The organism is Mycobacterium sp. NGS26 (assembly GCF_059813025.1).
In genome coordinates this window covers 113,301-133,099 of record NZ_JCALDU010000008.1, presented here as the reverse complement: position 1 = coordinate 133,099, position 19,799 = coordinate 113,301, and the positions used below count along the sequence as shown (strand labels likewise).

20 protein-coding genes and 1 pseudogene are annotated in these 19,799 nt (G+C 72.2%); 8 read left to right on the top strand and 13 right to left on the bottom strand.

Going from position 1 to position 19,799, the window contains the following annotated elements:
• Nucleotides 1-14: 14 nt before the first annotated feature.
• The gene (locus AC5Y6X_RS23340; RefSeq protein WP_324681784.1) at nucleotides 15-290 is read right to left on the bottom strand and encodes a hypothetical protein; all 276 of its coding nucleotides are present in this window, start codon (nucleotides 288-290) and stop codon (nucleotides 15-17) included.
• Here AC5Y6X_RS23340 and AC5Y6X_RS23335 point away from each other — a divergent pair.
• A pseudogene (locus AC5Y6X_RS23335) lies at nucleotides 189-425 on the top strand (hypothetical protein); the annotation flags it as partial. The gene AC5Y6X_RS23340 and the pseudogene AC5Y6X_RS23335 sit on opposite strands and share 102 nt — an antisense overlap.
• Here the strand turns inward: AC5Y6X_RS23335 and AC5Y6X_RS23330 are convergent.
• From AC5Y6X_RS23330 to AC5Y6X_RS23310, 5 genes are all read right to left on the bottom strand, one after another.
• Nucleotides 340-4,773, bottom strand: coding sequence for a cation-translocating P-type ATPase (locus AC5Y6X_RS23330; RefSeq protein ID WP_499989514.1), 4,434 nt, complete (start codon nucleotides 4,771-4,773; stop codon nucleotides 340-342). The pseudogene AC5Y6X_RS23335 and the gene AC5Y6X_RS23330 sit on opposite strands and share 86 nt — an antisense overlap.
• Before the next feature lie 20 nt (nucleotides 4,774-4,793).
• The gene (locus AC5Y6X_RS23325; RefSeq protein ID WP_499989513.1) at nucleotides 4,794-5,240 is read right to left on the bottom strand and encodes a hypothetical protein; all 447 of its coding nucleotides are present in this window, start codon (nucleotides 5,238-5,240) and stop codon (nucleotides 4,794-4,796) included.
• A gap of 109 nt (nucleotides 5,241-5,349) precedes the next feature.
• Nucleotides 5,350-6,156 (bottom strand): exodeoxyribonuclease III, encoded by an 807-nt coding sequence (locus tag AC5Y6X_RS23320; protein WP_499989679.1) that lies wholly within the window; start codon nucleotides 6,154-6,156, stop codon nucleotides 5,350-5,352.
• A 33-nt stretch (nucleotides 6,157-6,189) separates the two neighbouring features.
• The gene (locus tag AC5Y6X_RS23315; RefSeq protein ID WP_499989512.1) at nucleotides 6,190-6,999 is read right to left on the bottom strand and encodes a GNAT family N-acetyltransferase, cg3035/Rv0428c family; all 810 of its coding nucleotides are present in this window, start codon (nucleotides 6,997-6,999) and stop codon (nucleotides 6,190-6,192) included.
• Nucleotides 6,999-7,592: a peptide deformylase gene (locus tag AC5Y6X_RS23310; RefSeq protein ID WP_499989511.1), complete on the bottom strand. Its 594-nt coding sequence runs from the start codon at nucleotides 7,590-7,592 to the stop codon at nucleotides 6,999-7,001. The genes AC5Y6X_RS23315 and AC5Y6X_RS23310 overlap by 1 nt, the downstream gene beginning before the upstream one ends.
• A gap of 194 nt (nucleotides 7,593-7,786) precedes the next feature.
• Between AC5Y6X_RS23310 and napA the strand changes: the two genes are divergently transcribed.
• Genes napA through AC5Y6X_RS23280 form a run of 6 tightly spaced genes read left to right on the top strand, consistent with a single transcriptional unit; the run spans nucleotide 7,787 to nucleotide 11,957 of the window.
• Complete coding sequence (napA, locus tag AC5Y6X_RS23305; protein WP_324681742.1) at nucleotides 7,787-8,095, top strand: nucleoid-associated protein NapA; 309 nt, start codon at nucleotides 7,787-7,789, stop codon at nucleotides 8,093-8,095.
• A gap of 46 nt (nucleotides 8,096-8,141) precedes the next feature.
• Entirely contained in the window at nucleotides 8,142-8,615 is a 474-nt protein-coding gene (locus AC5Y6X_RS23300; protein ID WP_499989510.1) for a LytR C-terminal domain-containing protein, read from the top strand.
• A gap of 51 nt (nucleotides 8,616-8,666) precedes the next feature.
• The gene (gene sodC, locus AC5Y6X_RS23295; protein WP_499989509.1) at nucleotides 8,667-9,371 is read left to right on the top strand and encodes a superoxide dismutase[Cu-Zn]; all 705 of its coding nucleotides are present in this window, start codon (nucleotides 8,667-8,669) and stop codon (nucleotides 9,369-9,371) included.
• Nucleotides 9,352-10,497, top strand: a complete 1,146-nt coding sequence (locus tag AC5Y6X_RS23290) for a glutamate--cysteine ligase (protein WP_499989508.1) — start codon at nucleotides 9,352-9,354, stop codon at nucleotides 10,495-10,497. The genes sodC and AC5Y6X_RS23290 overlap by 20 nt, the downstream gene beginning before the upstream one ends.
• Nucleotides 10,498-10,500: 3 nt before the next feature.
• A complete protein-coding gene (locus AC5Y6X_RS23285; protein WP_499989507.1) occupies nucleotides 10,501-11,148 on the top strand; it encodes an LON peptidase substrate-binding domain-containing protein in 648 nt (215 codons plus the stop codon).
• Nucleotides 11,145-11,957 (top strand): enoyl-CoA hydratase/isomerase family protein, encoded by an 813-nt coding sequence (locus AC5Y6X_RS23280; RefSeq protein WP_499989506.1) that lies wholly within the window; start codon nucleotides 11,145-11,147, stop codon nucleotides 11,955-11,957. Before AC5Y6X_RS23285 ends, AC5Y6X_RS23280 begins: the two co-directional genes overlap by 4 nt.
• Here AC5Y6X_RS23280 and AC5Y6X_RS23275 read toward each other — a convergent pair.
• Nucleotides 11,911-12,453: a hypothetical protein gene (locus AC5Y6X_RS23275; protein ID WP_499989505.1), complete on the bottom strand. Its 543-nt coding sequence runs from the start codon at nucleotides 12,451-12,453 to the stop codon at nucleotides 11,911-11,913. The two genes, AC5Y6X_RS23280 and AC5Y6X_RS23275, sit on opposite strands and share 47 nt — an antisense overlap.
• Nucleotides 12,450-13,241, bottom strand: a complete 792-nt coding sequence (locus AC5Y6X_RS23270; RefSeq protein WP_499989504.1) for a DUF2867 domain-containing protein — start codon at nucleotides 13,239-13,241, stop codon at nucleotides 12,450-12,452. The genes AC5Y6X_RS23275 and AC5Y6X_RS23270 overlap by 4 nt, the downstream gene beginning before the upstream one ends.
• 21 nt (nucleotides 13,242-13,262) lie before the next feature.
• Between AC5Y6X_RS23270 and AC5Y6X_RS23265 the strand changes: the two genes are divergently transcribed.
• Nucleotides 13,263-13,859: a TetR/AcrR family transcriptional regulator gene (locus AC5Y6X_RS23265; protein ID WP_499989503.1), complete on the top strand. Its 597-nt coding sequence runs from the start codon at nucleotides 13,263-13,265 to the stop codon at nucleotides 13,857-13,859.
• On the opposite strand, the gene AC5Y6X_RS23260 is transcribed toward AC5Y6X_RS23265, so the two are convergent.
• Genes AC5Y6X_RS23260 through AC5Y6X_RS23240 form a run of 5 tightly spaced genes read right to left on the bottom strand, consistent with a single transcriptional unit; the run spans nucleotide 13,833 to nucleotide 19,795 of the window.
• A complete protein-coding gene (locus tag AC5Y6X_RS23260; RefSeq protein WP_499989502.1) occupies nucleotides 13,833-16,013 on the bottom strand; it encodes an AAA family ATPase in 2,181 nt (726 codons plus the stop codon). The two genes, AC5Y6X_RS23265 and AC5Y6X_RS23260, sit on opposite strands and share 27 nt — an antisense overlap.
• Entirely contained in the window at nucleotides 16,010-16,873 is an 864-nt protein-coding gene (gene pssA / locus AC5Y6X_RS23255; RefSeq protein ID WP_324681761.1) for a CDP-diacylglycerol--serine O-phosphatidyltransferase, read from the bottom strand. Before pssA ends, AC5Y6X_RS23260 begins: the two co-directional genes overlap by 4 nt.
• Nucleotides 16,870-17,592, bottom strand: a complete 723-nt coding sequence (locus AC5Y6X_RS23250; protein WP_499989501.1) for a phosphatidylserine decarboxylase — start codon at nucleotides 17,590-17,592, stop codon at nucleotides 16,870-16,872. Before AC5Y6X_RS23250 ends, pssA begins: the two co-directional genes overlap by 4 nt.
• Before the next feature lie 27 nt (nucleotides 17,593-17,619).
• Complete coding sequence (moeA, locus tag AC5Y6X_RS23245) at nucleotides 17,620-18,825, bottom strand: molybdopterin molybdotransferase MoeA (RefSeq protein ID WP_499989500.1); 1,206 nt, start codon at nucleotides 18,823-18,825, stop codon at nucleotides 17,620-17,622.
• A 19-nt stretch (nucleotides 18,826-18,844) separates the two neighbouring features.
• The gene (locus tag AC5Y6X_RS23240) at nucleotides 18,845-19,795 is read right to left on the bottom strand and encodes an SDR family NAD(P)-dependent oxidoreductase (RefSeq protein ID WP_499989678.1); all 951 of its coding nucleotides are present in this window, start codon (nucleotides 19,793-19,795) and stop codon (nucleotides 18,845-18,847) included.
• Nucleotides 19,796-19,799: the final 4 nt, after the last annotated feature.

The window sequence follows — 19,799 nt, the reverse complement described above, 5'->3', positions numbered from 1 at the left end:
GTGGCCCGTACCGGTCAGGCCTCCTCCATCGCCTCGCCGAGCTCCTCGAGGATCCGGTTGTGGTGGTTGCTCGCCAGCAGGTGGCCCGCCGCGATGACCAGGGCCACCGGCCAGTCGATGAGCTCGAACGCGGCCAGGGCGGCCAGGCCGCCGTAATAGGCCAGCTGCTCGGGTCGCGGTATCTCCATTTGGCCAAAAACCGGAAGATTGACGGCGAACGTCTCGCCTTCGCGGATTTTCTGCACCGCCTCGCTCTGCGATGTCGCCCTGCGAGCCTTCTTTTCCGCCATCATTTGCCTTTCGGTAACGAAGGATTTGCCGTCGCGCCGGGTCGGGCGGTCACCGTCGGACATATGTCGACGACCGACGCCCTGGCCGATCCGATGACTTCGACGGTAGCTTCTGTGCTGACCGTGCCCCTGCGCCAGCTGTATGCGCTGCTGTGGCGCGCGGGCGTCGTGGAGATTGTGGAGACCGATCGGCGCCGGGCGCCGCGTCCGGGTCCGGTGGCGGTGTGTCCGGCGTGCGCCGGCGCTCCGAGACAAGGTTCACAACGGCTATCGCAGCGGTCGCGGCGCCCGCGGCCCCCAGCGCCTGCGCCCATCCGAGGGGCCCGAGAGGCGTACAGCCAAGTAGTTGGCTGACGCCCGGGGTGCTGATCAGGGTTCCCACCAGGACGAGTGAGCCCGTCGCGGTGAGCACCACCATCGGGGCCCGGGACTCCAGCAGCGTCTGGGCCAATTCGGCGGACACCAGCGCGATCAGCGCCACGGTGGAGGCGCGTTGCGGGCGCCCGGTGACGCGCGCCATCGCCCACGCGCCCGTCGCCGCCGCGGCCGTGGTGACGCCGCGGACGGCCACGGCGCTCCACAGCGCGGGCTGATCCGCGCCGCGCAGGTTGGGGTCGACCGCGCCGCGCGGCTTGCTGACCGCGAGCGCCGCGGCGGGCAGGGCGTCGGTGAGCGTGTTCACCAGCAGCAGCTGGCGGGTGTTCAGCGGCGAGATCCCGGTGAGCGCGCTGCCGACGATCGCGAAGATCACCTCGCCGGCGTTGCCGCCGAGCAGCACGGTCACCGCGGCCTGCACCCGCCGCCACAGCTGACGGCCCTCCTCGATGGCCTCCAGCAGCGCCTCGATCCGGCCGTCGACCAGCACCACGTCGGCCACCAGGTGGGCGGGGTCGCTGCCGTGCGCCACCACGCCGAGGCCGACGGTGGCGGCCCGGATGGCGGCCGCGTCGTTGGCGCCGTCGCCGACCATCGCGGTCCGCACCCCGGCGCCTTCGAGGGCCTGGACGACCTGGACCTTGTTCTCCGGTGTCATCCGGGCGAAGATCACCCGTTCGGTCGCGACCCGCTCCTGGTCCTTGCGCGACAAGGATTCCCATTCGGCGCCGCTGATGACCTGGTCCGCGGTCACCGGCAGGCCCAGCTCCTCGGCGATGGCCTTCGCGGTGATCGGGTGATCGCCGGTGATCAGCTTGATGCCCACGCCCTGCGACCGCAGGGTCCCGACGACGCCCGCCGACTCCGGGCGCGGGGTGTCGGACAACCCGAGGAATCCCGCGAGGGTCAGCCCGTCGGCGCAGAATTCCGCGACGCGATCGGGGCCGTCTCGCAGCGCCCGGGCCTGCTGCGCGTCGAGGCGGCGGCGCGCCACCGCGATCACCCGCAGCCCGCCGGCGGCCATCCGGGCGACGGTTTTGTCCAGCGCGGCGAGGTCCCCGCACGCGGCCAGCACGACTTCGGGTGCGCCCTTGACGGTCAGCTCGGTTCCGGTCACCGAGGCCGAGAACGACCTGCCCGAGCGGAACGGCAGGTGCGCGCTGGGGCCCTGTCCGTCGTGGCCGGCGAAGGCGCCCGCCGCCGCGGCGGCCTCGACGATCGCGACGTCGGTCGCGTGCGCCTGCGGGCCGCCGTTGGTCACCGGCGCGGCGTGCGCCGCGCAGCGCAGCACGTCGTGGTCCGAATGGCCGGGCTCGGCGTGCACCTGCGACACCCGCAGCCGGTTCTCGGACAGTGTCCCGGTCTTGTCGAAGCACACCACCTCGATGCGGCCGAGCGCCTCGACCGAACGCGGAACGCGAACCAGCGCACCGAATTTCGTCAACCGCCGCGCCGACGCCGCCTGCGCCAGCGTCGCGACCAGGGGCATCCCCTCGGGAACCGCGGCGACCGCGATGGCGATTCCGCTGGACACCGCGTGCTGCAAACCGGTGCGGCGCAACAGCCCGAGCGCGCCGACCACCGCGCCGCCGGCGATGCTGACCGGCAGCGCCCGGGCGGTGAGCTGGCCGAGCTGGTGCTGCAGGCCGATGTCCGACGACAGCTCGCCCGACACCAGGTCGGCGGCGCGACGCTGCTGGGTGTCGGCGCCGACCGCGGTCACCAGTGCTACCGCGGTGCCCGCCACCACGGTGGTGCCGGCGAACAGCATGCAGCGGCGCTCGGCGAGCGGGGCGCCGGGCGTGGCTTCGACCTGTTTGTCCACCGACAGCGACTCGCCGGTCAGCGTCGACTCGTCGACCTCGACGTCGACCTCCTCGATGATCCGGGCGTCGGCGGGCACCACCTCGTGGGTGCGGACCTCGATCACGTCGCCGGGTTGCAGGTGCGCGGCGTCGACGTCGGCGTAGGTTCGCTCGCCGCCGGGACCCTGGAGCACCTTGCGGGCCGGCGGGATCTGCAGGGCCAGCAGGTGGCTCAGCCGCTTCTCGGCGCGCAGCCGCTGGGCGGCGGCCAGGATGGAGTTTCCGGTCAGCACCGTCCCGACCAGCACCGCGTCGACGGGTGAGCCGAGTATCGCGCTGGCCGCCGAGCCGAGCGCCATCACCGGCGTCAGCGGGTCGGACAGCTCGGCCCGGACGGCCTTGGCGAGCTGCCAGATCGCCTGCGCCGGCGACTCCGACGGCTGCGCGCCGCGGCGGAAGGGCTCCGCGGCCGCGGGGTCGGGCGGGGGCAGGGCCTTGCGGACCTGCTCGACCGGCATCGCATGCCATTCGTGCACCTCGGCCGGCCGGGGCGTGTCCGCGTTGAGGATCCCGCGCGCGAGCAGATAGCCCGAGAGCAGGCCCGCGGCCGCGCCGGCGTTCACCGTCCCGGACGCGAAGTTGCCCCGCACGCCCGGGATCATGAACAGCGACCCCATCGCGGTGGCGCCGGCCGCGATCCCGGCGCCGCGCTGGGCCGCGGTCCTGGCCGCGGGCACCGCGCGCAGCACCCGCCAGGCGGCCGTCAGGTCCGGCAGCAGCAGATCGGCATGCCACGGCGGCGCGGCTTGCTCCGAGGCGACGACCAGCGCCAGGTCCGCCGCCGAAATCGCCTGCGCGGCAGACGATGACAGGACGGCCACTTTGCGGCCCGCCTGCCGCAGGTCGGCGACCGCGGCGGCGAGCGCGTCGTCGACGGCCTTGCTCGTCGGTTCGGTGGGCCGCACGTCGTCGAACGCCGGACGCAGCTCGCCCAGCGACTCGTCGTCGACGGTGATCAGTTCCGCCCCGGTGCGGTGCGCCTCGGCGACGACGGCCGAGGCCAGCGGGTCGTGCGCGGGCAGGAAGAGGGCCTCGACCCCGGCCGCCGCCCGCCCGCCGACCGCGTGCCAGCCCGGGCGCGCGCCGTCGTTCTCCAGCATGAGCTGCGCGCGGGCCCACGCCGCGGGCAGCTCGCCCTCGCCGGCGCCGCGGATGCGCGCCATCCGCAGGGTGTCGGCGCACAGGACGCGCGGGTCGATGACGATCGCGTCGACCTTGCCCAGCCGGCGCAGGCTCTCCGGCCGCAACGACAACACGCGGTGCTGCTCGGCCAGGCCCCGGCCGAGCGTCGCGGCGAACGCCTCCGGCGTGGTCCGGTTCGCCTTGGGGGTGGTCACCTGCACCGCGGCGGCGGCCATGGTCACGTTGCGGGTCCCGGCGCCGAGCGCCCCGGTGCTCAGCGCCTGCAGGAGGGCGAAACGGCGGACGGTGGGGTCGACGGTCTTGGCCCGCGGCGGCGACGACGGGCCGGCCGGCGGCTGCTCGGCGTGCCGGGCCAGTTCCGGCTCGTGCTGTTCCCAGGCGCGCGCCGCGGCGCGGCACTCGGCGGCCTTCAACGACTGCATCGTCAGCCCGATCGACAACGCCGTCGGCGACTGGGACAGCGTCTGGCTGGTCGCTTGGACCAGCGTGATCACGGTGTCGGTGGCGGGCCCGCCGATGAGGTCCTCGAGCAGGCCGCGCAGCGCGGGCTGGTAGTCGAAGAACGTGATGCCCGCGGCGATGGGGGCCGGCAGGGGCGGCAGGCGCATCGCGCGGCCGGTGAGCGCGATGCCCAGCCCGGCCGCGTTGGCGGCGACGGTCAACGCCCGGGTCGCCAGCACGACGTGATCGCCCGGCAGGCTCGGCCCACCGGCGGCCCGCCGGGATTTGGGTGTTGCGGCACAACGCTTTTCGGCGTGTTCGACGGCGCGGCACAGGTCGCGCAGCGAGACGTCCGGGTTTTCGAGGCCGACGACCACGCGCGACAGCGGGTGATTCAGCTTCGCCGAGGTGACGCCGGGATGCGCGAGGACCGCGTCGACGACGGTCGGCCCGAGGTCGGTGGTGCCCGCGTCGTCGAGGCCCCGCACCTCGATCCAGGCGCGGTCCCCGCCGCGCCAGCAGTGCCGGCCCAGCGTCTCCGGGGTCATGTCACCGGAGAGCGCCCTGGCCGCTTCGCGCAGCGGGATGGCGGCGATGTCCAAGCCCGTGGCAACGGCGCGAAACGGCAGTGATCGTCGAAGTGCTGCGCCGATGCTCAACGGTTACTCAACGATGCCTTTCAGTTGGTGCTGCGCAGCTCGGTGCTGCCCGCCCTGCGGCCGCCGGTCTTCTTGGCCGCCGACTTGGTTGCGGCCTTGCGCGGTTCGGCCTTCTTGGGCGCCGACTCGGAGGGTACCGGCTTGAGGTTGGCCTTCGCCACCGGTGCGGCCGCCTCCGGCTTACGGCTCAGCCTGTGCAACAACAGCGCACCGCCGCCGACGGCCAACAGCACCGGCCACTCGACCAGGCCGGTGACGCCGAGCGCGCCGATGGCCAGCGCGGCCGCCGGCGTCGAGTGACTGCCCGAGCTGACCCCGCGCTTGATGCCCTCCGCGGCTCCCGTTACCCCGCCGACGATTCCATTCACCGCCGCGCCCCCGACCGCGCCGGCGGCGGCGGTGGTCGCGTCGGCCGCGCGATTCACCGTCTTGCCCACGCTGCGGACCGCCGCACCGACGAAACTCATGATGACTCCCTGGCTTGCAACTACAAGATTGTTTTTCTGCACCTGATAAACGAAAGCCTGCCACGTTGCAAACGCGCTTACAACGCGAAGCGGTCTGCAATTTCCCGGCTCAGCCGGGCCCGACGTCGATAAGCACCGGCGCGTGATCGCTTGGCGCCTTGCCTTTGCGTTCGTCGCGGACGATCTGCGCGCCGGTGACCCGGCGGGCCAGCGCCGGCGACGCGAGGATGAAGTCGATGCGCATGCCCTGGCCCTTCGGGAACCGCAGCTGGGTGTAGTCCCAGTAGGTGTACACCCCGGGCCCCGGCGCGAAAGGCCTTACCACGTCGGCGAATTGCGCGTCGACGATGGCGTTGAACGCGCGCCGCTCCGGCTCGGAGACATGCGTGGCGCCGGCGAAGAATTCGGGATCCCAAACATCATCGTCCGTGGGGGCGATATTCCAGTCGCCGACCAGCGCGATCTGCGCCGCGGGATCGTCGCGCAGCCAGCCCGCCGCCGTATCACGCAGCGCGGCAAGCCAATCCAGCTTGTAGGCGTAGTGCGGATCGCCGAGGGCGCGCCCGTTGGGGACATAGAGGCTCCACACCCGCACGCCGCCGCACGTCGCGCCGATGGCGCGGGCCTCCGCCGTGGCGGCCACATCGGGCTTGCCGCTCCAGGTGGGCTGGCCGTCGAAGCCGATCTGCACGTCGTCCAGCCCGACGCGCGAGGCGATGGCCACGCCGTTCCATTGATCGAAGCCGACGTGGGCGACCTCGTAGCCGAGCTCGAACAGCGGCAGCGTGGGGAACTGGCTGTCGGAGCATTTGGTCTCTTGCATGGCCAGCACGTCGACGTCGGCGCGGGCCAGCCAGTCGACGACGCGGTCCAGCCGGATGCGGATCGAGTTGACGTTCCAGGTGGCCAGGCGCAGCGTGCCGTCGGGCATGGCTAGAGGTTATCCGGGCTATCGGGTGGTGTCCGGCGCCGCCGTCGCGAGGAAGTAGCGGGTGCGGTGGTGAAACCGGAAACCCAGGGACTCGGCCAGCGCGGTTCCGTCGGCGTCGTCTGCGCGCAGGTAGCCGCGGGTCGCGCCGCGCCGCGCGCCCCAGGCCAGCAGCGCCTCGCACAGCCGGGCGGCGGCGCCGGGGTCGTCGGTCGCGCGCACCTCCGACAGGCCCACCCAGCGGGTGCCGTCGGGCGCCTCGGTCACCGCCGCGCGCGCGACGGCCGAACGTCGCTCCAGGGTGACGCTCGGATCCGGGCGTGACGCCGGCGGGACGCTCGACCGGTCGCGCACGAAGACGCGCTCGGTGCGCTCGGCCACCAGGCCGGGCGGCGGCCGCAGCAACCGGTCGGGGACGGCCAAGAACGGCGTCAGGCCCCGCACGTCATACCAGGCGACGATCGCCGGAATCGCGTCCAGGCTGGCCGAAACATCAAGCGGCACCGCGGAATTCGCGAGTGAGGGAGCGTCGTGCCCGGCCCGCAGCAGCCAGCCGTCCAGCCAGGCGTGTTCGGCCGCGGGCCACGCCGCGGCGGCCGCGTGCTCGAGCGCCCGGATCTCCGACGCCCGCACCGGCGCGTTGGTCAGCACCCGCATTGCCACCACGTCGGCGGGCGCGCACTCGGCGATCGCGCCGGTTTTCGTGCGCACCCGCACCACCGGGTCGACCGCCAGCAGGTGGCCCACCGCGTCGGTCAGCGGCGGGACCGACCCGGCGGGGCGCCGGTAGCGAACCGTCACCCGCGTTCCCGGGTCGGGCCACGAGATCATCAGTGACCGAACGGGTCCGGCCCCTCGCCGGGCAGCCACGACAGGCCCGGCACGCCCCAGCCGTGCGACTTGACCGCCCGCTTCGCGGCGCGGGCGTGCCGGCCGATGAGCCGGTCGAGATACAGAAAGCCGTCCAGGTGCCCGGTTTCGTGCTGCAGCATGCGCGCGAACAGGCCGGTGCCCTCGATGGCCAGCGGGCTGCCGTCGGCGTCGAGGCCGGTGACCCGCGCCCACTTCGCGCGGCCGGTGGGGAACGATTCGCCGGGCACCGACAGGCATCCCTCGTCGTCCTCGCCCGGGTCGGGCATCGTCTCGGGGATTTCGGAGGTTTCCAGGACGGGGTTGATGACGACGCCGCGGCGGCGGTCCGTCATCCCGCGGTCCTCGGCGCAGTCGTAGACGAACAGCCGCAGCGCGACGCCGATCTGGTTGGCGGCCAGGCCCACCCCGTGCGCGGCGTCCATCGTCTCGTACATGTCGGAGATCAAGTCGGCCAGATCCGCCGGCAGCGAACCGTCGGCGGCGACCGCGACCGGTGTTGTCGGGGTGTGTAAGACCGGATCGCCCACGATGCGAATGGGTACGACTGCCATGGTCGGCTAGCTTAGGCGGGTGGATGATCGCCGCCGTGAAGAGCCGGGCAATCTTGGCCAATCGGCCGACTCGCGGGTCTGGATTACGGCTTGAGGGTTCGCGGCGTGGTTCAATATTCGCCGAAACATGCCCCTACGTAAGTCAAGTCATTCGCACAATTCGAGAATCGCCGGAAGGGTCCAGGGGAAGCGATATGGACAGCGCCATGGCGCGGGCAAATCGATCGGGGGACGACTCTGAAATCGCCGACGGGCTGACGCGCCGCGAACACGACATCCTGGCTTTCGAACGTCAGTGGTGGAAATATGCCGGGGCCAAGGAAGACGCGATCAAAGAGCTGTTCTCGATGTCGGCGACGCGCTACTACCAGGTGCTCAACGCGCTGGTGGACCGACCCGAGGCGCTGGCCGCCGACCCGATGCTCGTGAAGCGACTGCGGCGGCTGCGCGCCAGCCGTCAGAAGGCCCGGGCGGCGCGGCGCCTCGGCTTCGAGGTGACCTGACGCGCCTTTACAGGCTCCGGCACGTTCCTGGCTACAGTGGGGCTCGATGAAAGAGCGTGTCCCCGACTCGACGGGGCTTCCCCTGCGGGCCATGGTGATGGTGCTGCTGTTCCTCGGCGTCATCTTCCTGCTGCTGGGCTGGCAGGCCCTGGGCAGCTCGGGGAACTCCGAGGACGAGTCGGCCTCGCCGGCCTCCAGCGTGACCAGCACCTCGTCGCCCACGTCGACGACCAGCAAGCCCCCGGCGAACCAGGCCGAGGTGCGCATCTACAACATCTCCACGAAGGAGGGCGTCGCCGCGCGCACCAAGGACCAGCTGACGGGCGCCGGGTTCAACGTCACCAAGGTCGACAACCTGACGGTGCCCGACGTCTCGGCCACCACGGTGTACTTCACCGACGCCGACGGCGAGCACGCCACCGCCGACGCCGTGGGCAAGACCCTGGGCGCGCCCGTGCAACCGCGAATCCCCGCACTGTCCAGCGAGCCGCCGGGCGTCATCGTCTTGGTGACGGGCTGACGCTGATTGCGCTGCTCCAAATTCGGGGGCCGTCGGGCTAGGCTTCGGGCTATGCGTAAGCACCGCAATGTCGCTGCCGCCGCCATCTCCGCCATCGCTCTGGTGAGCGCGTGCTCGGTGCCCCAGCACGCCTCGTCGGTTCCGGGCACCACGCCGGCGGTCTGGACCGGGTCGCCCGCCCCGTCGGGCGGCGCCGGCGAGGAGGGCGCGGCGCCCGTCGCCGGTGAGGGGTCCGCGTCGCAGCGAATGATCACCCACCTGAAGGCCCCGGACGGCACCCAGGTCGCGACCGCGACGTTCGAGTTCAGCAACGGCTACGCCACCATCACGATCGCGACGACGGGCGCGGGTCAGCTCAAGCCCGGCTTCCACGGGGTGCACATCCACAAGGTGGGCAAGTGCGAGCCCAACTCGGTCGCGCCGACCGGCGGCGCGCCCGGCGACTTCCTGTCGGCCGGCGGGCACTTCCAGGTGCCCGGGCACGCCGCCGAGCCGGCCAGCGGCGACCTGACCTCGCTGCAGGTGCGCAAGGACGGTTCCGGAACGTTGATGACGACGACGGACGCCTTCACCATGGAGGACCTGTTGAGCGGCGAGAAGACCGCGATCATCATCCACGCCGACGCCGACAACTTCGGCAACATCCCGCGCGAGCGCTACAGCCAGACCAACGGCACACCGGGTCCCGACGCGACGACGATGAGCACCGGCGACGCCGGCAAGCGGGTGGCGTGCGGTGTCATCGGCGCCGGCTAGCCGGGCCCGCGCCCGCATCGATTTCAAGCGCTCACCGAAGCCGACCATCGGCGTCGAATGGGAGTTCGCGCTCGTCGACGCGCAGACCCGCGACCTGAGCAACGAGGCCACCGCCGTCATCGCCGAGATCGGCGAAAACCCGCGCGTGCACAAGGAATTGCTGCGCAACACCGTCGAGGTGGTCAGCGGCATCTGCGACTGCACCGGGCAGGCGATGGAGGACCTGCGCGAAACCCTGGGGCCGGCGCGGCGGATCGTGCGGGACCGCGGCATGGAGCTGTTCTCGGCGGGCACCCACCCGTTCGCGCGCTGGTCCACCCAGAAGCTCACCGACGCGCCGCGCTACGCCGAGCTGATCAAGCGCACCCAGTGGTGGGGACGGCAGATGCTGATCTGGGGCGTGCACGTGCACGTCGGAATCTCCTCGGCCAACAAGGTGATGCCGATCATGTCGTCGCTGCTGAAGTACTACCCGCACCTGCTGGCGCTGTCGGCGTCGTCGCCGTGGTGGGGCGGCGAGGACACCGGGTACGCCAGCAACCGCGCGATGATGTTTCAGCAGCTGCCCACCGCCGGGCTGCCGTTCCAGTTCCAGACCTGGGCACAGTTCGAGGGCTTCGTGTACGACCAGAAGAAGACCGGCATCATCGACCACATGGACGAAATCCGTTGGGACATAAGACCTTCGCCACATCTCGGCACCCTGGAGGTGCGGGTGTGCGACGGGGTGTCCAACCTGCGCGAGCTGGGCGCGTTGGTCGCGCTGGCGCACTGCCTGGTCGTCGACCTGGATCGCCGGCTGGACGCCGGCGAGACGCTGCCCACCATGCCGCCGTGGCACGTGCAGGAGAACAAGTGGCGCGCCGCCCGTTACGGCCTGGACGCGATCATCATCCAGGACGCCGCCAGCAACGAGCGCCTGGTCACCGAGGACCTCGACGACGTGCTGACCCGGCTCGAGCCGGTCGCCAAGTCGCTCGGCTGCGTTGACGAGCTGGCCGCGGTGGCCGAGATCCCGCGACTGGGCGCCTCGTATCAGCGGCAGCGACGGATCGCCGAGGAGCACGACGGGGATCTGCGCGCCGTCGTCGACGCGCTGGTGGGCGAGCTCGAGATCGAGGTTTGACCGATGGCCCCGCCCGAACTTGAACTCGCGATGTTCCCGCTGGAATCGGCGGTGCTGCCCAACCAGGAGCTGCCGCTGCGGATCTTCGAGCCGCGCTACGTCGCGCTGGTGCGGCACTGCGTCGAGGTCGGCGACCCCTTCGGCGTGGTGCTCATCTCCCGCGGACGCGAGGTCGGCGGCGGCGACACCCGATGCGATGTAGGCGTCCTGTCCCGGATCACCGAATGCGTCGATCAGGGCGCCGACCGGTACTCCCTGCGCTGCCGGACCGGTGAGCGGATTCGGGTGCGCGAGTGGCTGATCGACGATCCCTACCCGCGGGCGATCGTCGAGCTGTGGCCCGACGAGCCGGGGGATCCGGTGAGCCGCGCGCAGCTGCTCGCTGTCGACGACCGGGTGATCGCGCTGTTCGAGCGGATCGCCGCGCTGCGCGGCGCGCGGCTGCCGGACCGCGAGGTGCTGCTGGGTTACGACGAGGCCTTCGCGGACGACGCCGGCGGGCGCCTGTTCGCGTTGGCGTCGCGCCTCCCGATCGGCGCGGCCGACCGCTACGCCGTGCTGGCCGCGCCGTCGGCGGCCGATCGGCTGGCCGCGCTGAGCGAGGCCGTCGACACGGTCGCCGAGATGGTGGAATTCCAGCTCTCCGAATGAACACCGATGTGACGGTCGACATCGACGACGGCGTGGCGGTGCTGACGCTCAATCGTCCCGAGCGGCTCAACGCCTACACCGCCGAGATGGGCGCGCAGCTGGGCCGCGCCTACCGGGCCTGCGACGACAACGACGACGTCCGCGCCATCGTGGTCACCGGGGCGGGCCGCGCGTTTTGCGCCGGTGCGGATTTCGCCGGTGGCCCATCGCCTTTCGACGCCCCGGCCGGCGAATTCTCGGCGTCGCCGATCGAGCCGGCCGCCTTCGAATTGCGCAAGCCGGTGATCGCCGCGCTCAACGGCCATGCCATCGGCATCGGCCTGACGATTGCGCTGCAGGCCGACATCCGCATAGTCGCGGCGGACGCGAAATACGGTGTGGTGCAAGTGCGCCGGGGCGTGATACCCGACTGCATGGCGCACTGGACGCTGCCGCACCTGACGTCGCTGGGGGTGGCCGCGGAGGTACTGCTCACGGGCCGCACCTTCACCGGCACCGAGGCCGTCGCGCTGGGTGTCGCCAACGCCGCGGTGCCCGGTGCCGAGGTGCTCGCACACGCGCTGCAGATGGCCCGCGACATCGCCGTCAACGTGGCGCCGATGTCGGCGGCGCTGTGCAAGCGGCTGCTGTGGGACGGCGCGCTCAACAACTACACCGCGCGAGAGGTCGCGTCGCTGGAGACGCAGCTGCACCACCGGGTGATGGGAACCGCGGACGCCCGGGAGGGCGTCGCGGCGTTCCTGGAACGCCGCCCGCCGCGGTTCAGCGCGCGGCTTTCCGCCGAGTGGACGGACCTGCCGGAGCCGTGAGCGAGCCGGCCGCGGCTTCGCGCTCGGCCAGCGACTTCAACGTGAGCAGCTGCTTGCGCATCATCACCAGGTCACCCAGGGCCAGGCCGCGTGCGAGCAGCCGCGGGCCCGCGAACCACACGCGGGCGTGCAGTCGCGACCCCGCGCCCTCGGGCCGGACGGTGTAGGTGACGGCGACGCCCTTGGCGCGCAACGTGATCCACTTTCCATCGGCAAACGAGTGCAGCTCGAACATCGTCATGAACCGCTGCCCGACCTCGAGGCGCACCAGTTCCGGGTCGCGCGTTCGGGGGCTTTTCCGGCCCAGGTTGTCGAGCAGGTCGTAGCTGTAGGGCGCCACGCGCAGCTGGCGCAACCAGGCGAACACGATCGACGGCGGCGCGGCAATGCTGATCGCGCGGTCGGCCCGGACGCCGCCGCGCGGACACAGCGCATCGCAGGGCAGCGGCGTCGTTCGCTCGGCGGGCCGCGTTCCCCAGGTCAGGCCCAGGTTCAAGGGGCGGCCACCAGACGGGCGGCGCGCTGCATCAGCCGGGGTGCGACGACCCGGTGCAGGGGGCCGACCGCGGCCCACACCATCCTCGCGGCGATCTCGCGGTGATAGTGCACGCGAGTGGTGAGCGTGGCACGCCGACCCTCCTCGCGTCGCAGCGTCAGCTCGCCCCGCATCAACGGCCCGCTCGTGCTCAGTGTTATCGCATCGGGGTCCGAATGCACGATCCGCCAGCCGATCAGATGATCGGGCGAAAAGAGCGGCCCCAGCCGAAATCTCAATACGTGGCGGTGAATCCACAGCACAATGCCTCCGCCGGGTCCGTCCCTCAGCGCGTCACGAAACATCTGCTCGGCGGTGCGCGTGTCGCCGTACCGGATCGGGGCTTCGAAGACGTCGGCGTAATCGGGGCCGGCCGGACCTCGCGCCGCCGCCGCAATGTGTTTCAGCGTCCAGCGCACCGCGACGCGGTGTCCACCGGTGCCGATCACGAGCGCGCGGTAGGCCTTGCCGTGGACGCCCGGGAAGGCGGCCCAGGTCGCCGCCCGCACCCGGGTGCGGCCCTCCGGCCGGGCGTCCAGCTCGAACACCCACCGGTACACCGCGAACGGGTGGCGGCCCCTCAAAGCGAACCGCTCGGGCGGTCGCGCCTCGTCCAGCACGAAACCGAACGGCACGCTGGACGGGTCGCGCGGGTCGCGGCACAACACGCGCAGCAGCGCCGACCACGTGTCGTCGCGATTCGCATCGACGGTTATGGCATGCTCATCAATATAGGGTAATCGTTCCATATAGAAGGAATGTACTAGATCATGGCGCCTCCGCGGAAGCACGAAACCGATGTGATCCTCGACGCAGCGCGGGCGCTGGTGCTCGACGGTGGGCCGCGGGCGGCCAGCGTGGCGGCGATCGCGAAGTCCAGCGGCGCCCCGGCCGGCACGCTGTATCACCGGTTCGGCAACCGCGACGGCATCCTGGCGGCGGCGTGGCTGCGGGCGCTGGAACGCTTTCAGTCCCGGGCGATGGCCGCCGAGGCGGCTACACCGATCGAGACTGCCGTCGCCATGGCCGTGGCCGCGATCGCCTTCGCCCGCGAGCTTCCCGAGGACGCCCGGCTGTTGCTGACGATCCGGCCCGGGGACCTGCTCGACGGCGAGCCCGACGCGCGATTCTCCGAGACGCTGGCCGCCATGAACGCGCCGCTGACCGAGCGGGTCGGCGTCCTGGCCCGAAAACTCTACGGGCGCAAGGACTCCCGGTCCGTCGACGCCGTCGCCCGGGCGGTGGCCGACCTACCCTACGCCGTGGTCCGCCGCCACGCCCACGACGATCCGCTGCCGCGCTGGCTGGAAGCCGACGTCGCCGCCTCGGCCCGGGCGGTGTTAGAGAGCTTTGGCGAACGCGCGTAGGGCGTCCACCTGGATCGGGTCCAGCGAGGGGCGCACGGTCTTGCGGGCCTCCGCGAGGTCGGCCGCCGTCACGTCGGCGGCGTCGATGGAGCGGCGCATCGCGGCGAGCGCGGCCTCGCGCAGCAGCGCCGCGCAGTCGGCCGCGCTGTAGCCGTCGAGCTCGGCGGCCACCTCGTCGAGGTCGACGTCGGCGCTCAGCGGGATGGATTTGCCCGCGGTGCGCAGGATTTCGCGGCGCGCGGCGGCGTCCGGCGGCTCGATGAAGACCAGTCGCTCCAGCCGCCCCGGGCGCAGCAGCGCGGGGTCGATCAGGTCCGGCCGGTTGGTGGCGCCCAGGACGACGACGTCGCGCAGCGGATTGACGCCGTCGAGCTCGGTCAGCAGCGCGGCCACCACGCGGTCGCTCACGCCCGAGTCGAAGCTCTGCCCGCGCCGCGGCGCCAGCGCGTCCACCTCGTCGAGGAACACCAGCGACGGCGCGGAGTCGCGGGCGCGCCGAAACAGCTCGCGCACGGCCCTTTCCGAGCTGCCCACCCACTTGTCCATCAGCTCGGAGCCCTTGACGGCGTGCACGGACAGCTGCCCGGTGCTGGCCAGCGCGCGGACGACGAAGGTCTTGCCGCAGCCGGGCGGGCCGTACAGCAGCACCCCGCGGGGCGGGTCGACGCCCAGCCGGGCGAAGGTGTCGGGATGCTGCAACGGCCACAGCACGGCCTCGGTCAGCGCCTGCCTGGCCTCGGCCATGTCGCCGACGTCGGCGAGCGTGACGTCGCCGACGGTCACCTCCTCGCTGCCCGAGCGCGACAGCGGCCGGATGACCGTCAGCGCGCCGACGAGGTCGTCCTGGTTCAGCTCGGGTGGGTGCCCGTTGGCGCTGGCCCGCGACGCCGCCCGCAGCGCCGCCTCGCGCAGCAACGCGGCCAGGTCGGCAACGACGAATCCCGGTGTGCGCGCGGCGATCTCATCGAGGTTCAGTTCCCCGACGGGGACCGGTTTGAGCAGCGACTCCAACAGCGCCTTGCGGGTGGCGGCGTCCGGCAGCGGCAGGCTGAGCTCCCGATCGCACAGGTCGGGGGCGCGCAGCCGCGGGTCGAGCTGGTCGGGTCGCGCGGAGGTCGCGATCAACGCCACCCCCTCGGTGGCCACGGCGGTGCGCAGTTCGCCCAGGATCAGCGCGGCCACCGGTTCGGCGGTGGCCGGCAGCAGGGCGTCCACGTCGGTGATCAGCAGCACGCCGCCGCCGTCGCGGACGGCCTGCACCGCCGAGCTCACGGTCTTGAGCCGATCCTCGGCGTTCAGCGCGCCCACCTCCGGGCCGTCCAGCTTGACCAGCCTGCGGCCGTCGCACACCGCGCGCACCAGCGTCACCTTGCCCACCCCGGCCGGGCCGGACACCAGCACACCCAAATTGGCCTCGGCGCCAAGGGTTTTCAGCAGGTGCGGCTCGTCGAGCGCGAGCTTGAGCCATTCGGTGAGCTTGGCGGCCTGGGGCTGCGAGCCCTTGAGCTCCTCGACGACGGTCTCCGGGCTGGCGACGTCGACCAATTCGGTCGACACCCCGGCGCCCAAGGGAACGCCGGTGCCCCAGGTCACCAGCGAGTTCGGTTGCACGCTGACCGGTCCCGGCGGGTCGACGGCGGTGACGGTCAGCAGCTCCGAGGTCCAGCTGATCCCGACCGACGCGGCCAGCGCGCGGGTGGCCGCCGACGTGGACGTGCCGGGCCCGAGGTCGCGGGGCAGCAGCGAGACCGCGTCGCCGACGGTCAGCACTTTGCCGAGCAGGGCCTGCCGCAGGGTCACCGGCGAAATCGATTGGGTGGCCAGCGTCGAGCCGCTCAGCGTCACCGACCGCGCGCCGTAGACGGTGACCGCGCCGACGATCACCGGCGTGCCCTCGCGCAGCCCGGCGTTGGACAGCGTGACGTCGTCGAGCAGCGCGATGCTCACCGGGCTGTCCTGGTCGGCGAGGCCGACCACCGCCGCGGTGGTCCGCGATCCGGTCAGCGACACCGCGTCCCATTCCCGGATGCCAAGGGCGGCAACGGCATTCGGGTGCAATCGGATGACGCCGCGGCGAGAGTCGACGGCGGAGGTGTTCAGCCGCGCGGTGAGGGTGAGCTGACGGCCCGCTCCAGCACCGGGGCCGGGGTTCACGGCAGCCGCCTGCCCGGTTTGCGCAGCCCCAGCCGCGCCATCGACCGGCGGTTGGGGTGCGCCTGGCGGATCGCGCGGCGGGTGGCGCGTCGCTGCCTGGGCTCGTCGTCCCACGCCTCGGGGTGCGCGGCCAGCCAGCGCTGGCTGTGCACGGCGAACGGGACGTGGCACAGGTAGGCGATGATGATCACCCAGATCAGGACGTAGGGCGCCAGCACCGCCGCGGCCGCGCAGATCGCCAGCAGCGCCAGCAGCGGAGCCGCCCAGTTCGGCGGGACCGCCGCGGCGTGCATCTTGCGCATCGGGATCTTGCTGATCATCAGCACCGACGTCCCGGCGATCCAGACGCACAGGAACGCCGTCGACGTCCACCAGCCCTCACCGAACTGCAGCTTGAGCCCGATCAGCCCGATCATCGAGACCGCGCCCGCCGGCGCGGGCATCCCGACGAAGAACTCGTGCGCGTAGGACGGCTGGCTGCCGTCGTCCTGCAGGGCGTTGTACCGGGCCAGCCGCAGCACGACGCACACCGCGTAGAGCAGGATCGCCACCCAGCCCGCGGGCGACTTGGACAGCATCGTCACGTAGAGCACGATCGCGGGCGCCACCCCGAAGTTCACCGCGTCGGCCAGCGAGTCGATCTCCTCGCCGATCCGCGACTGGGCGTCGAGGATGCGGGCCACCCGGCCGTCCAGGCCGTCCAGGATGGCGGCCGCGGCGATCAGCGCCATCGCGGCCTTGGGCTGGTGCTCGAGGGCGAACCGGATCGACGTCAACCCCGCGCAGATGGACAGCACCGTCATCGCGCTGGGCAGGATTTGCAGGTTGACCGGCCGCCTCGCCCGGGGCCTGCTGATCACGGCAGTTCCGCCAGCACGGTTTCGCCGGCCAGCGCCCGCTGCCCCTCTTTGACGAGCGGCTCGGCGCCCGGGGGCAGGTAGGTGTCCAGCCGGGAGCCGAAGCGGATCAGGCCGTAGGTGTCGCCGATCGACAGCTTGTCGCCGAGGTGCGCGTCGCAGACGATGCGGCGGGCCAGCAGGCCGGCGATCTGCACGACGACGACCTCGGCCCCGCCCGGCGTGCGGATCCGCAGGCTGGTGCGCTCGTTGTCGCTGCTCGCCGAGGGCAGGTCCGCCGAGCCGAACCGCCCCGGCCGGTGCTGCACGGCCACCACCTCACCGCTGACCGGCGCCCGCTGCACGTGGGCGTCCAGCAGCGACAGGAAGATGCTGATCCGCGTCAGCGGCGCCTCGCCCATGCCGAGTTCGGCCGGCGGGGCCGCGGAGTCGATCACGCAGATCACGCCGTCGGCGGGCGCGACGATGGCGCCGGGCCGCGGCGGCGGGACCCGCGGGGGATGACGGAAGAACCCCGCGCAGGCGCCCGCCGCCAGCAGGCCCGCGCGGCGGACCCAGCGGTGGTTGCGCCCGGCCAGGGCCAGCGCCAGGCCGGCGGCGATGAACGGCCGCCCGGCGGGGTGCACCGGCGGGATCGTGGAGCGCACCAGCTCCACTACGTGTTGGGGGCCGAAGGTCGGGTCCTCGGCCGTCGGGCCGATCGTGCGGGGGCGTCGTGCCACGCGGCCATCTTACGGAGCCGCGCCCGGCTAGCTGAGATCCCAGACCTGCAGCTGGGTTCCGGCGGACACCTCGGTCACGTTCTCGGGGATGTCCAGCAGCCCGTTCGCCGACGCCAGCCACCGCAAATGGTGCGACGCCGGTGGGCCGTAGCTGGTGACGCTGCCGGTGTCGGCGTCGAGGATCGCGCGGCGGAACTGGCGCTTGCCGCGCGGCGACGTCAGCGACTCGGCGAGCACCGCGGGGCGGTGCGGGCGCTCCGGATCGGGCAGTCCCATGGCCGCCCGCAGCGCGGGCCGGATGAACACCTCGAAGGACACCAGCGCGCTGACCGGGTTGCCGGGCAGGGTGACGATCGTGGTGCCCGCGACGCGCCCGATGCCCTGCGGCATGCCGGGCTGCATCGCCACCTTGACGAATTCCACGCCCTGGTCGCCGTCCCGGCCGAAGGCGTCCTTGACCACCTCGTAGGCGCCGGCGCTGACACCGCCGCTGGTGATGATCAGGTCGGAGTCGGCCGCGTGCCGGTCCAGGATCGAATTGAACTGGGCGACATCGTCTTCGGCGGTCGCGACGGCGACCACGTCGGCGCCCGCCTCGCGGACCGCGGCGGCCAGCATGACCGAGTTGGACTCGTAGATCTGCCCGGGCCGCAGCGGGGTCCCGGGCGTCACCAGCTCCGACCCCGTGGATATCACCAGCACCCGCTGCCGCGGGATCACCGTCAGCCCCGCCATTCCCAGCGCCGCCGCCAGCCCGAGCACGGCCGGCGTCACGACCTGACCCCGGCGCAGCACGGTGGTGCCCGGCGAGACGTCTTCGCCCGCCCGCCGGATGTGCTTGCCCGCCTCGCGGGGACTTCGGATCGCCACCGTATCCATGCCGCCGTCGGTGTCCTCGACCGGCACGACGGCCGTCGCGCCGGCCGGTAGCGGCGCGCCCGTCATGATCCGGTGCGCGGTCCCGGGCTGCAGCGTCAACGCGTCGGTGCGCCCGGCGGGAATGTCCTCGGCGACGGGCAGGACCACCGGGCGCTCGGGGGTGGCACCCGCTACGTCCTCGGCGCGCACCGCGTAGCCGTCCATCGCGGAGTTGTCGAACACCGGCAGCGCCAGCTGCGCGACCACATCCTCGGCCAGGACCAGCCCCTGGGCGTCGGCCAACCCGACGGTGGCCGCGGGGCGGGCGTGAATCATCCCGGATACAACGCGCTGGTGTTCGTCGACTGACCGCACCCGGCCATTATCGGCCCCGTCAGATCGGGTAGCTGACGCCGGTGAGCTCTTCGGAGACGGCCCACAGCCGGCGCTGCAGGTCCTCGTCGTGCGACTGCGCGCTGGACCGCACGAGCTTGGGGTGGCCGCGCTGCTCGGCGAAGCCGTCGGGGCCGTAGTACTGGCCGCCCTCGACGGACGGGTCGGTGGCGGCCCGCAGTGTCGGCAGGGCGCCCATCGCCGGACTCTGAAAGAGCACCGGCCCGAGGACGGCGCGCACGGGCTTGAAGATCCCCGGCAGGTAGCGGGCCAGCTCGGTGTTGGTGCCGCCGGGATGCGCGGCCACGGCGACGGTCTTCGCGTCGGGCCGCGCGGCCAGCCGGCGCTGCAGCTCGTAGGTGAACAGCAGGTTGGCCAGCTTGGACTGCCCGTAGGCGCCGATCCGGTCGTAACCGCGCTCCCACTGCAGGTCGTCGAAGTGGATCGAGGCGCGCAGCCGGTGGCCGAGGCTGCTGACCGTCACCACCCGCGAATCCCGCACCCCCAACAGGTGCTCGAGCAGCAGGCCGGTCAGCGCGAAATGGCCGAGATGGTTGGTGCCGAACTGCATCTCGAAACCGTCGGCGGTGAGCTGCTTGGGCGTCCACATCACCCCGGCGTTGTTGATCAGCAGGTCGATGCGCGGGTAGGCCGCCTTGAGCGCGTCGGCGGCCGCGCGGACCGAGTCGAGCGAGCTGAGGTCCAGCGCCTGCAGGGTGACGTCGATTTTTCGGGCCCCCTGGTCCCCGGCGGCCACGATCCGCGACAGCGCCGCGTTGCCCTTGTCGAGGTTGCGCACCGCGAGCACGACGTGCGCGCCGCGGTAGGCCAGCACGGCGGCCGTCTGGTACCCGATGCCGGTGTTGGCGCCGGTGACGATCGCGACGCGGCCGCTCTGATCCGGCACGTCGGCCTCCGACCATTTGCGGTTCCCGGTGTCGTTGGCAGCCATGGAA